Origin of the sequence: Bacillus solimangrovi, from assembly GCF_001742425.1 — a bacterium.
GTDB lineage: Bacteria > Bacillota > Bacilli > Bacillales > Bacillaceae_N > Bacillus_AV > Bacillus_AV solimangrovi.
In genome coordinates this window covers 1-12,792 of record NZ_MJEH01000046.1, presented here as the reverse complement: position 1 = coordinate 12,792, position 12,792 = coordinate 1, and the positions used below count along the sequence as shown (strand labels likewise).

The following is a 12,792-nucleotide window of genomic DNA, read 5'->3' as shown; positions in this document are numbered from 1 at the left end:
AGGATCAAACTCTCCGATAAAAGATTGTTTGAAACTTGCTCGCACAATGTGTTCATTTCGTTCAGTTTTCAAAGAACATCTTACGCCGCTCTCAGCAGCGACTTTTATATCTTAACACCGTCAATCTTTGGTGTCAACAACTTTTTTTATAATTTAATTTGTAAATCTGTAAGTCGAATCAGTTATTACTGACGACAATTTCATATTATAGAGACTATTAAATCAAAAGTCAATACAATTTCAAAAGAAAATCTAAAACTCTATTAAACTTTTACATGATCCTTCAATATACTATATATATCTTAACTACACCTATCTTTATATTATAGATTTCAAATCAAAAGGCAAGTTTTTTCTAAGGTGTCTCTTTCAAATTTCGAATCAATGACTACTTATTCAGTACTCTAACTAGCTTTTCATTCCTATTTCGATGAAAAAACTTTGTGAATGTATAATTTCAGACTATAATAAGGAGAGGTTTGAACTGAAAATTAAAGGGGGATCCTATGGGACTTGTTGCACTTTTATTACTTCTAATCGGGATGTTCCCAGTAATTCTCGCAGTAAGTTTATGGTATTTGTATCCTTATTCTAAGATTACAATCGGAATTCTTTTCTTTCTGGGAAACATTACTTTATGGCAGATAGATGTATCAATTTTGTATATGGGTGACTTCCTCTCTATAGAGACGATAGAATTCTTATTCAAACTTTTTCGGATTGGCCCAATTATGACAATCCCCTCTATCCTATACACTGCTTATCTTTGTTCAAAACACGATGCTTCCAAGGATGAAGAACAAACACCATTATTAAAAATTAGTAATTCACTATTAAGCAAGAAAGCTATTTTAATTGTGTCTGTTTGGGGAATGATAATATATATCATTAATTGGACACCTATGGATATAGCTAATTTATCATTACGTAGTTTGAAATCTTCACATGGAGAATTACTATTCTATTATCCTGAATATGGTTCATTATCGTTTTTATTTAAAGCACATTTATTATTATTTTTCCTAGCTATTACCATACTTTTTCTAAGGACAAGATATGTTCATTCACCACATTTACGAACATTCTTAATACGCTTTATACAAGGAACAATGATTTTATTTGTAACAGGTCTTTCGAACTTCGCACCTCGGACAGGTTTATTAGTAAGTAGTTTAGGTATTATTTTGTTCTCTATATATATTATTTTTTCTTTCATGAAAATGCATCATGACACATTAAATGATTATCAGAACGCGATAAATAAACAACAGAGACTCGATTATATGGGTACAATCACATCAACTCTAATACATGAGCTAAAAAATTCCTTAACGATGTTAAAAGGCTATTCGAAATTGTTAACCCAAACACAATCCTTTGATAAAAAAGGCGAAGAATGGATAAAATTCATTGAACTAGGAAATGATCAGCTAGATGATCTAGTTAATAGCTATTCTACTTTTTTAGAAAAACAAGAGATTGAAATGAAAATAAGCAATGTAAATAAAGTAATCCAAACAGCTATAGATTTGACACGACATGACTTAGATAATAAGGGACTCACTGTTGAATTAAATGGAAAAGACAATATTCGAGCAGTAATGAACGATACTTATATGCACCAAGTATTTGTTAATCTAATTAAAAACAGTATAGAAGCAACACCGGCAGACCGTAAACAGAAAAAAATTAACATATTTGCAAGAGAAGAAAAAGATAATGTCTATATCGACTTTTTTGATTCTGGAACTGGAATTCCTCGATATAAATGGAATGATATATTTACTCCATTTATTTCTGAGAAAACAAATGGAATGGGAATAGGTCTTTCCTTCTGCAAAAAAGTATTGTTTGAGCATCATGGCAATATCGAAGTTATTGGAAGCAATAAAGAAGGAACACATTTCCGAATTACGTTACCGCAATACACACAAAAAATATAATAATTCTCTAAATAAATAGAAGGGAACACGCTTTTTTAACAAAGCTGTTCCCTTCTATTTATTTATTATACATGGTCTAAAATACCTGTTAGATCCTTATATACAAAGTCAGGGTCAATTCCGAGCTTGTCCATCACTTTACCACCGCGGTTAATCCATGCCGTATTGAATCCAAAACTCTTTGCTCCGATAATATCCCATGAATTTGAAGACATAAATAAAACATTTTCCCTTTTAACATGAAGTGTTTCAATAACTGTCATATACGATGCTGGAACTGGTTTGTAGAATTTTCGTAAATCAGCTGTAATTAGTGAATCTAAGTCATTCATAAGGCTATACCTTTCAATTAGTGGATTAAGCATATCTGATGAACCATTAGAGAAGATTGCTTTTTGTTTCGGATTCAGTTGGTGAAGTACATCTTTTACTTCTGGGTAAAGAGTTAATTCGTTATATTTCTTCATTAAACGTATTTCTTGTTCCTTATTCAGTGACACACCCGCTTGCTCACAAGCAAACTGAAGAGCTTCTTTCGTCACTTGAGAAAATGGGCGATATCGTCCGATTAATTCTCGAATAAACGAGTATTCAATTTGTTTTTGGCGCCATAATTGGCTTATTTCTTCACCTTTGTCGGGGAAAATATCTTCTACCTCTTCAAATACAGAATATACATCAAAAAGTGTGCCATATGCATCAAAGACATAAGCTTTAATATTTTCAGTCATTTACTTCCCTCCATTTTTATTCTTTTTCCCCAAAAAAACAAATACAAACATATAATAAAAAGCTACCCATCAAAAAAAATAAGTAGCTTACTCTATGGATGAAATATGTTGACGATACTTCACTGATATGATGTATCTACATTTACCCACACCGTCTTCTCTTGAAAACTTACCCGCTTACCAGGTTTTTGTACGTCAACTGGGTACCCTAAATAAATAAATCCAAGCATTTCATCTTTGTCTGCAAGTCCGAATAGCTCTTTCATTCTTGGGTGATAACATGGCTTCCCCGTCCTCCATATCGCACCTAAACCCAAAGCATGAGCCGCAAGTAATAAGTTTTGAATAGCTGCATTTACCGCCCCGATCTCTTCAATATATTCAACTTTCGGATCTGTTGATGGTATTGCCGCTACTGCAATAATAACAGGAGCTCGAAATGCTTTCTCTTCTTTTTTCTTTAATATAGATTGAACTTCGACTTCTTTGAGATCTTCCATCGTTTCCATCGAAATCTCTGCTAATACTTTTCCTAAAGGTCTTCTACCATCTCCTGTTAATACAAAAAACTTCCAAGGTTCTGTATAATGATGATTTGGAGCCCAAGTAGCTGATTCTAATAATTGTTCAATAACTTCTCTATCAATTGGATCAGGTGCAACCTTACATATGCTTCGTCTATTTCTTATTGCTTCAAATAGTTCCATAGTCTAATCCCCCTCTACTAAAAATAAGCGACCACAAAAAATTAAAAACACAAGATAAATGTAATTTAAAGAATTATCACGATACAGATATAGTCTTATGTGAATTTTTCCTTTTACTTATTCCAATAGGTACACACATCGGTGAACCTGCTACAGGGTCTTGAATAATACAACTTTCTAATCCAAATACATTATGAATCATCTCTTCTGTAAAAACGTCTTCCGGTAAACCTTCTTTATAAATTTGACCACTTGAGATACTAATTAAATAATCGGCATAACGCGCAGCTTGATTAAGATCGTGCAGAACCATCACAATTGTTCGACCGTGCAAACTATTAAGTTCCTTCAATAACTCTAATACTTCAATCTGATGAGCCAAATCTAGATATGTAGTCGGTTCATCTAACAACAACAAGTCTGTCCCCTGGCATAGCGCCATCGCGATCCACGCTCGTTGCCGCTGTCCTCCTGATAGAGCGTCTAGTGGTCGTTCTGCAAACTCATGCATACGAGTTGCATCAAGTGCCCATTCCACTATTTCGTGATCTTGTTTCGTTTCTTTTGATAAAAGTCCTTTATGAGGATGTCGACCATAATAACAGAGCTCTTTAACTGTTAATCCATCTGGAGCTTGAGGTCCTTGGGGTAAAATTGCAAGCTTCTTAGCTACTTCCTTAGTATGAATTCTCTCAATTTCCTTACCATCCAAATAAACTGTTCCAACCTTAGGTTTCAATAACCGGGCAAGTGCTCGAAGAATGGTAGATTTCCCACAACCATTTCCTCCAATTAATATTGTAATTTTGCCTTCTGGAATTGTAAGTGTAAGGTCATCTACAACAGATACCAAATCATACCCTAACGACAAATGCTCAGCAGATAACTTAACCATTACAGTTCACTTCCTTCCATACTAAAAGTGCGTGTTCAATAAGGAGGACAAAAAGAACGGAGAAGAACAAGGCGGCGAAGGTCTCGGCACCTGAGTGAGGCCACTGCACTGACAAACATCCCTGCTGCCTTGTATCGAAGAAATTACTTCTCCGAAAACACTTGTAGACGCAGATACATACGAGTTATTATTTGCCGAATAAGTTACAATGGAAGCACCAATAAAACCTGCAACATCCTTTAAAAGTACAGTCATTTTTCCCGGACTTTTTGAACATCCTCTAATACAATGAAGTTCGATTATTATTTCACTTTACTTTCACGTCTTAATAAATATAGAAAATAAGGTGCCCCTATTACAGCAGTAAATATTCCAGCTGGTATTTCAATAGGCGGAATTAATCCTCTTCCTAGACCATCAGCTAGCAATACAAGCAATATACCGATTAATGCTGAGATTGGAAGAAGGTAACTATGCTTAGCACCAACTAGTTGACGTGCAATATGAGGTGCAATCAAGCCAACAAACCCAATTGAACCAACGATTGCGACACATACACCAGCAAGTGCAACAGCTAAGATAAGCATAAGCACCCGAGAGCGATTAACATGTTCACCCAAACCTTCTGCAACATCATCACCTAAGTTCAAAATATCAAGCTTAATTGCGAATATGAACGTTACGGGTATTAAAATAAGCACCAAGGGCAAAATTCCTGCTACTTCATCCCAACCTCTCCCCCATAAGCTACCTGTTAACCAAACTAATGCAGCATTTGCATCAAGAGGAAACTTAATCATTAAATATTGAATACCTGCATTACAAACTGCACCAAGGGCAATTCCTACAAGAGCGAGAGTAGCGGGTCTTATTCCTCTTTTATATGAGAATAAATATAAAGCAACTGCAACAAGTGCTGCCCCAATAAAAGCTGCAATAGGTAATACGATCGTTGGAGAGCTTGGAAACAAGATAATAACAATTACCGCAGCCAAACCAGCTCCTTTCGTAATACCTATAACATCTGGAGATGCAAGTGGGTTACGAATCGTTCCTTGTAGAATTGTTCCTGAAATTGCTAGACCTGACCCAACGAGTAATGCTACAGCAATGCGTGGGAGACGATAATTAGAAATAATAAATAAGTGCTCCTCTGCGCCCATCCCAGTTAATGCAGCAATGACTTTAATAGGTGATATATAAATAGCCCCTACACCGATACTTATAATTGAAAAGAGAGTAACTAATATAGATAATAACCATATCCACATTTTTGGAGTACGTTTCAGTGTAATCACATGCCTCATGACAGCTTCCCACCTTTTCGTGCTAAGTATAAGAAGAAAGGTGCTCCTATTAATGCAGTGACGATTCCTACTGGTGATTCAAACGGAAAGGCAATAAATCTTGAAGCGACATCAGCATATACTAGCAACAATGCGCCAAACAATGCAGAGAAAGGAATAACAACTCGATAATCGATCCCAACAATCGCTCGAGTTATATGTGGTATGATTAACCCAACAAAACCAATTGGCCCCGCTATCGCAACAGATGAGCCAGCTAGTACAATAACCGTAATACCTGACACTATTCGAATGATTTCGATTTTCTGTCCAAGTCCCTTTGCCACATCTTCACCGAGGCTAAAAACAGAAATTGAACGAGATAACAATATTGATATTAAAAGGCCAACTAATGACCACGGCATAATAATTCCTATATCATTCCATGTACTTCCATCAATTGCGCCTGCTAACCAAAATAGAATAGCTTCAGTTGTAGTCTCATTAAAAATAATTAATGCCTCTGTAATAGATGAAAAAAAGAGATGTACTGCCATCCCCGCTAATGCAAGCTTTACAGGCGCTATACTACCACCTGATGATGCCATCGTATATACGACTAATCCTCCAATAGCCGCACCAATAAAAGCAAAGTAAACTAATGTTGATGGGGATATATTCGGTAATAATACAGTCGCAGATACAACAACTAAGGATGCACCTGCATTCACACCAAAAATTTGTGGTGAGGCCATTGGATTACGTGTTAATGCCTGCATTAATGCTCCAGCAACCGCCAAATTCATCCCAATTATCGCTCCAATGATTGCCCTTGGTAATCGAATTGTACTAATAATCATATGTTCCTTTGATTGGTCAAAAGATAAGATTGCTCCAATAACTGTGCTAAAATTTATATCAACTGCCCCTACTGACACGCTTAACACTAATCCTATAAGAAGCAATATTAAACCAGCTATAAAAAGAACTATCTGAAACACTCTTTTATTCATCTGTTTATGTATATCTATTTGTGAATCTATGTATTCAGCGCCCACCATCGATCACTCCTTACAGTAGATAAGTGACACTTTCTCCAGTGGAGATTTCTTTTATTACTCATTTTTCAACTTAACAACTCATCATAAAAGAAAAAGCGGGAAGAATCGAAACTACCCACTTTTTCTACTTACTTCAATTTAAACAACACTTATTCAATTGTTTGCCCATATAGAAAATTCAAAGAATCTTGAGCAATGATTTCAGATGAGATTAGTCCTCTGAAACGGGACCATGTATCACGATCAACTTCATATACAGCTCCATTTTTTACAGCTGATATGCTATTCCAAAGTGGGTTTTCAGCCCACTCTTCAACAACTGTCTTATCACCAGATTTCATTAAAAATAAGATATCTGGGTTAAATTCGACTAATTGTTCTAAGCTCATCTTCAAATATGGCGCTCCTAAATACTCTTGTAAATCTCCTGCTTTCTCTTCAACTATTGCGTTTGCAAATCCTAACTTTTGCAACAATGAACCTGTATAAGCATCAGATGAATGACCGTGGAAACTATCATTGGTTACAACCGCAGGTAAGACAGTTCGGCTTTCATCTGCTGGAACTTTTGCTTTTACAGCTTCAATAATTTCATTATGCTCAGCCAAACGTTGTTCTGCTATTTCAGATTTGCCTACTGCTTGTGCAATAATAGGAAATGATGCGAGGTTTTCATCATACCCACCTGCTAAGCTAGGTAAGATAATAGTTGGCGCTATTTTTTGCAAATCTTCATAAATTTCTTTATGGCGTTTCAAGTCTGCAATGATTAGATCCGGTTGAAGAGAACTGATTACTTCAAGACTCGGTTGCTTTCGGGTTCCTACAGACGTATAGTCATTTATTTTTTCAAGTATCGGTGCAATGATTCTCGCTTCATCCCCATCATCTGCTATACCAACTGGTGTTATATCTAATGATGCAAGAGCATCAACGAAAGAAAATTCAAGTGCAATAATCTTCTCAGGTTGTTCTGGAATAGTAGTGGTGCCTAATTCATGCTCAATAACAATTTCTGTTGATCCAGTTCCAGTTTGATCATCCTCAACATCCACTTCGTCCTTAACTACTTCTGTTGGTTGAGAACTACAACCCACAAGTGCTGAAACTACAAATATAATTGCTGCGAAGAAAAGTGCATAGGTTTTTTTTGAATAACTTAACATCCTCTTCTCTACTCCCTCGTATGTAATTATTTATTGATGTTGATAATCATTATCATCAATAATGATTATCAATTGCAATGATAATGGAAATCAATTCGTTTGTCTACTTTTTTTGGGAACCTTTTCACTTTAGCGTTTGTCATTCGTTTTTCTAAACTTCTTTCATACGTATATGTCTTTGAAATAAAACTAGAGGTCATACACCTAAGTAAGCCATTATAATTTAATTGAAAGGAGAGAGTTTCTCCAATATTCATCGGTTTAGCATCGGTTATATCTACCATTAAATGATCGCTCGTTCCACCAAGTATTTTAATATGTGGATTGAGAGGTTTTAAGTTATTCAAATCTAGATCTTGTTGCCCCAACGATACAATTGCTATTACCCGAGAACTAGCGTTTCCCATTAATAATTGCTGTCTAGCTTTGTCTCCAGAAGGTTTAATTTGTATTTCAACAATTTCTGCCTCTAATCGAAACGCATTTTGGTAGAGACCTCGTATATGGCTCCCATCAACTGTGTTCAAACCGAGATAGATCGTTTCACCAATTCTTAGTTGATTCACTCCACCTATTTGCCTTCCTGCAAAAATTAACGGTAACGTACTTGAATTTCCCCCTGATACGACTTCAATTGTTCTTCCTAGTTTCTCTTCGATTTCATTTGCAAGTTCCGTTAATTGTAATAACTTCTCTTCAGTTGGATAAACACTTGAATAACATCCAAGATTCGAACCTATCCCATCAATACGTATACCTCTTAAAGTCATAACTTTTTCAATCATCGGAATGACAAACTCTGGTTGAATACCTTCTCTTAAATCCCCAAGTTCAACCATTAAAATTATTCGATGTAGCTGACCTCTCTTAAGAGCAGCTTCATTCAACTGATAAATTGTTTCCCACTCGGAATTAAGACTTATATCACATAAATCAACAACTGACTCAATCTCACTTCTACCAGGAATTCGTAACATCATGTACTCAGCATTTGGAAAGGTTAATTTCAATTTTGCGACATTTTGCAACCTAGAATCTGCAAAGGATAAATATCCTACATCAATAACTGAACGAATAATTTCTACATCTGCTGATACACCTTTTGTAACGATGAAAGGATGAACGCCATACTCTACGCATTTCTTCCGAACGTATGATGCGTTATGTTTAATTTTAGATAAATTTATTGTTAACATTGGATATTGCTGTTCCACATCAATAAGCTCCTTTTACTAGAGGGTTTGGAAAGCTTGAATAGGAATACGTTTTTGCAGTATCACTCATCCGCATTTTTAATAAAGCTTTTGTTTTAATCTCATTGCTAAAGAGGTAATCGTAAATGAGCTTATAGTTCGGTAATTGTTTATTCAATGATTGTTCTACCACCTCACAAATAACAGTCCACAAGCTGGATTCATCGATATCAAAATGACGACTTACACAAAACAGCAAATCACCTATGTGATTCTGAATTACTGCATGGTGAAACTTTCGAATAACACCATGCAAAGACTCTGATGTTAAACTTGAATTTTCTAATTTCAACTCAGGAAAACTCTTCTTCAGCATTTCCTCATCAATGCGAACACCGCCTAAGTCCCGAATCATCACACGTTTAACCTGACAGTCTTTCACACAAATAATTGTATTTTGCATATGAGCCTCAAGAGCAATACCATAATTCTGAATAAGGTGGATAAGAGGTGGAATGAAAACTAGCGCATACTCTCTTATAAAAGCTGCAACTTTTTCAAAAGTTATCTGACTGCCCTTATATCGTTCTTTCATAACATCTATGATTGTTGGAACACCTGTATACGGGTTATTAGCTGTTAGACTTGCTGCCACAAAGGCTCTCTCACCGACATTCAAATGTACATATGGATCTTCACGTAATAAAAATGCTAAGTTTTTGCCTCTTAGTTGCTGATCATCATCTTTTTTAAAGTAAGCTCCATATGGTTCCTTCAATACAATAAGTTGTTTTAAAGCATTCATATCTTTACGAACGATTTTTTCGAATAAGTTAGATAATACAGGTCCATCAACTGTGATTTCTGGAGAAACAATTCTAACCGCACTCGTCGCTTGTATTCGAACAGGCAATTTCACATGGAAATTAGAGTCAAGTAGATTCATCGTTCGAAACGATAAAGTGGCCCTTGATGTAAGCTGATAAGGAACAGGCACAATATCACCTTTAGATAGTTCTTCAGCATATAAATCTGGTAAGACATTCTCATATTGCCATGGGTGGACAATGAATGGGATATAATCATCTAATGATTGACCTGTCATTCGTACAATCTCATTACAAACTTCCTCCAATGTTGGATTCAGTTTAAATAACAGAGGAGCTTCACCGAAAGTAACTGTTGTCTCTTGGACAAACTTTCTTCTTACAAGAACAATTAACAATGGAATTTCGTGTTCAAACTCAGGCGCATATTGTTTCACTTCTTGCTCAGATAATCCACGTTTTACTTTTGTTGATGGATGTAGAGGATGTCCTTCTACTACCATACTCTCCGAATATGTTAACTCATCAAAGGACTTGATCGATTTCATTTGTTCAATCCATTGCATCCAGTTCTCCGGATTCTCAAAATCGCCCTGTTGAAAGACGGTTTGTAGTTGTTGGCCTGTCCACTGTTTCTTTGCATGAAATGCTTCATAAGAATAAGCAAGATTGATACAACTATTTAGTAATTCTTCTTTGAGGTCTGTCGTAATTGCAACACCAAAATCACGTCTAAGTAAATCAATAAAATCAGATAGTTCAAGTATTTTCCGCCATTTATCACCTTTTACAAAAAAATATTCATCCGCCAATTCGACTCTCTTAAATGCACCAAATTTTTTCACAGGTAAATAGAGTTGAGCACGAATTGATTTATTTGTGATCACATAATAAAAACGCACACCCTGATTATTCATTAGAGATGGGTGTATGTATGGTGAATCTTCGAGAACACAACTTACGCCGTCTCCCCACAATCTTTCTCTAAGTACACTGTTTGCAACCCTCGCTCGAATACCTGCGTCTGCTAGTAATTTACATTGAAATGTATTTACAGTTTGTAGCATTGTTCTCCTCCTTCATCTATAGAATCAATCTTTTTAAAATTTGTTATGACTGGTATGAATGTACCTATCGCCATAATGGCAAATGTAAACATAATACCTATCGAATCCGCTAAAAAACTAATAACTAATGCACCTAATGGAATCATTCCTCGATCCATTAAAATCACACTCATAATACGCCCACGCTTCTCATCTGGTATTTTATTTTGAAAATAGATCCGATTTGTAGAACGTGTCCATTGTCCAAAAAAACCGATAGCAAACAGGCAAACAAATAATAATGATTTTAAAGGGATGAGCACACCAATGAGACTAATAGAAAATAAACATAAACTGCGATAATACATTGTTTCCTCATTCACCTGAGTTAATACTTTAGGTAAAGTAAGCGTTGCTACAATTCCACCAACCGCAGCAAATGACATAGCTATTCCAAACACCTCTGCCTCTCCCGGAAAATGAAAATCGGTTAATACCGGCAGAATCGTAGTATAAGAGAACCCGAATGCCATAGCTGTTAACGAAGAGATAAATAATCCCCTACCCTTCAAATCATATGAAAAGTATTGCTTCATCTCTTGAATTGCAAACGACTTTTTCTGACTCCCCTTTGTCGATACCCGTTCGACCGTTATCGGTAAACATAATAACAATGAAATAAACAAACAAAACGCTTGCAATGCAAAGGTATAAGATACAAAGCCTAGACCTATCAATAAGCCAGCAATCGCTGGGCCAATTGAACGACAAATATTAATTACAAATGAATAGCGAGAAACGATAACACTTACATTTACGTCCTTAGACATAGCTGGCAGGATGGCGTTACGAATTGGAGTTTCAAAAGCACTCACACAACCACGCAAACACGCATAAAAAAGAATTACTATAATCGGTAGTTGTTCACTTGTAATTACGACAATCGTAAAAAAGAAAGTAAACAGAAAAGATAATCCACTTAAAAGCTTAATTAACATTGAACGAGAATACTGATCACACAATCTTCCTGCATATAAACTAAATACTAAAATTGGCACTAAACGAGCAAAGTTTATCCACCCTAGATAAACCGGATTATGAAACGTTTCAAACACATACCAATTCAAAGCGATTATCCCTATCCAATTACCTAAGAAAAGAAAAAATGAACTACTGAAAAACCACCTAGAAATATCAAATCACCTCCAAAAAACTAATTGACAAATAAGTTAATTTTGTTACTATTGATAATGATTATCATTGTCGTTTGATATTTTGAATTATACGAATAGATTTGGAATTTGTAAATATTTAATTTAATGAGGTGATTACATTGAGTATCCAATCTAGGTTCATGCCACATACACATATTCATGAACAAAAGTTTGATAACGAAGAATTAAAGATTATCGATTACATAGAGAAATCCAAGTCTCAGTTACGTAACTCGTTTTTGAAAAACATTCAAAGTGGAAGAGATGGCATTTTAAAACGACTAATTGCTTCTATCATCCGTGAAAATATATTGGGACTTAGAAATAGTGAGATTATTATTCATAAAGAGAATGGAAAATGGGGAGAACAACACGCTTGTCCTACTTCTGTTATGAAGCACTTACAGGCAGAAGCTACATTGTATGAGACATATACTGAAATATCAGCACTCTTTTTACACAATAATGACGCTTATCTAGTGATTCCAATTAACAAAAGATATGCATTTGGTAGGGTTGAAGTAAATACGCCAATATCAATCATTATGAAGGATGGTTATTCAAAACGAATTTCTCATTCTGTAGAAATACTTGAGCTCTTGGTAAAGGAAGGTTGGGAAGGTGATCAAGAAGCGATTGATGTATTCAAACATGATCTAACAAATAGCTCTGCGAACCTTACATTTGCTTATGCTCATTATGAATAATAATCTCACTATTTCT

Annotated in this window: 11 protein-coding genes; 2 read left to right on the top strand and 9 right to left on the bottom strand. The window is 35.4% G+C overall.

Going from position 1 to position 12,792, the window contains the following annotated elements:
* The first annotated feature begins 506 nt into the window (after positions 1–506).
* Positions 507–1,943 (top strand): sensor histidine kinase, encoded by a 1,437-nt coding sequence (locus BFG57_RS14565; RefSeq protein ID WP_069718230.1) that lies wholly within the window; start codon positions 507–509, stop codon positions 1,941–1,943.
* Positions 1,944–2,008: 65 nt separating this feature from the next.
* Here the strand turns inward: BFG57_RS14565 and BFG57_RS14560 are convergent, their stop codons facing one another.
* From BFG57_RS14560 to BFG57_RS14520, 9 genes are all read right to left on the bottom strand, one after another.
* A complete protein-coding gene (locus tag BFG57_RS14560; RefSeq protein ID WP_069718229.1) occupies positions 2,009–2,674 on the bottom strand; it encodes a haloacid dehalogenase type II in 666 nt (221 codons plus the stop codon).
* A gap of 119 nt (positions 2,675–2,793) precedes the next feature.
* Entirely contained in the window at positions 2,794–3,381 is a 588-nt protein-coding gene (locus BFG57_RS14555) for a nitroreductase family protein (RefSeq protein ID WP_069718228.1), read from the bottom strand.
* Between the two features lie 76 nt (positions 3,382–3,457).
* The gene (locus tag BFG57_RS14550) at positions 3,458–4,276 is read right to left on the bottom strand and encodes an ABC transporter ATP-binding protein (protein ID WP_069718227.1); all 819 of its coding nucleotides are present in this window, start codon (positions 4,274–4,276) and stop codon (positions 3,458–3,460) included.
* Positions 4,277–4,578: 302 nt separating this feature from the next.
* Positions 4,579–5,583, bottom strand: coding sequence for a FecCD family ABC transporter permease (locus BFG57_RS14545; protein ID WP_069718226.1), 1,005 nt, complete (start codon positions 5,581–5,583; stop codon positions 4,579–4,581).
* Positions 5,580–6,575 (bottom strand): FecCD family ABC transporter permease, encoded by a 996-nt coding sequence (locus BFG57_RS14540; protein WP_069718231.1) that lies wholly within the window; start codon positions 6,573–6,575, stop codon positions 5,580–5,582. The genes BFG57_RS14545 and BFG57_RS14540 overlap by 4 nt, the downstream gene beginning before the upstream one ends.
* Positions 6,576–6,772: 197 nt before the next feature.
* On the bottom strand, positions 6,773–7,789 hold the full coding sequence (locus tag BFG57_RS14535) for an ABC transporter substrate-binding protein (RefSeq protein ID WP_069718225.1): 1,017 nt from the start codon (positions 7,787–7,789) through the stop codon (positions 6,773–6,775).
* Between the two features lie 68 nt (positions 7,790–7,857).
* Positions 7,858–9,003, bottom strand: coding sequence for an alanine/ornithine racemase family PLP-dependent enzyme (locus BFG57_RS14530; RefSeq protein WP_069718224.1), 1,146 nt, complete (start codon positions 9,001–9,003; stop codon positions 7,858–7,860).
* 1 nt (position 9,004) lies between these two features.
* Positions 9,005–10,876: an IucA/IucC family protein gene (locus tag BFG57_RS14525; RefSeq protein WP_069718223.1), complete on the bottom strand. Its 1,872-nt coding sequence runs from the start codon at positions 10,874–10,876 to the stop codon at positions 9,005–9,007.
* Positions 10,861–12,048, bottom strand: a complete 1,188-nt coding sequence (locus tag BFG57_RS14520) for an MFS transporter (protein WP_069718222.1) — start codon at positions 12,046–12,048, stop codon at positions 10,861–10,863. The genes BFG57_RS14525 and BFG57_RS14520 overlap by 16 nt, the downstream gene beginning before the upstream one ends.
* A gap of 140 nt (positions 12,049–12,188) precedes the next feature.
* Between BFG57_RS14520 and BFG57_RS14515 the strand changes: the two genes are divergently transcribed.
* The gene (locus BFG57_RS14515; protein WP_069718221.1) at positions 12,189–12,776 is read left to right on the top strand and encodes a hypothetical protein; all 588 of its coding nucleotides are present in this window, start codon (positions 12,189–12,191) and stop codon (positions 12,774–12,776) included.
* Positions 12,777–12,792 lie beyond the last annotated feature (16 nt).

Bases quoted from the DNA above. Each gene is read 5' to 3' on its own strand.
- BFG57_RS14565 (WP_069718230.1), top strand. From the start codon at position 507: ATGGGACTTGTTGCACTTTTATTACTTCTAATCGGGATGTTCCCAGTA.
- BFG57_RS14560 (WP_069718229.1), bottom strand. From the start codon at position 2,674: ATGACTGAAAATATTAAAGCTTATGTCTTTGATGCATATGGCACACTT.
- BFG57_RS14555 (WP_069718228.1), bottom strand. From the start codon at position 3,381: ATGGAACTATTTGAAGCAATAAGAAATAGACGAAGCATATGTAAGGTT.
- BFG57_RS14550 (WP_069718227.1), bottom strand. From the start codon at position 4,276: ATGGTTAAGTTATCTGCTGAGCATTTGTCGTTAGGGTATGATTTGGTA.
- BFG57_RS14545 (WP_069718226.1), bottom strand. From the start codon at position 5,583: ATGAGGCATGTGATTACACTGAAACGTACTCCAAAAATGTGGATATGG.
- BFG57_RS14540 (WP_069718231.1), bottom strand. From the start codon at position 6,575: ATGAATAAAAGAGTGTTTCAGATAGTTCTTTTTATAGCTGGTTTAATA.
- BFG57_RS14535 (WP_069718225.1), bottom strand. From the start codon at position 7,789: ATGTTAAGTTATTCAAAAAAAACCTATGCACTTTTCTTCGCAGCAATT.
- BFG57_RS14525 (WP_069718223.1), bottom strand. From the start codon at position 10,876: ATGCTACAAACTGTAAATACATTTCAATGTAAATTACTAGCAGACGCA.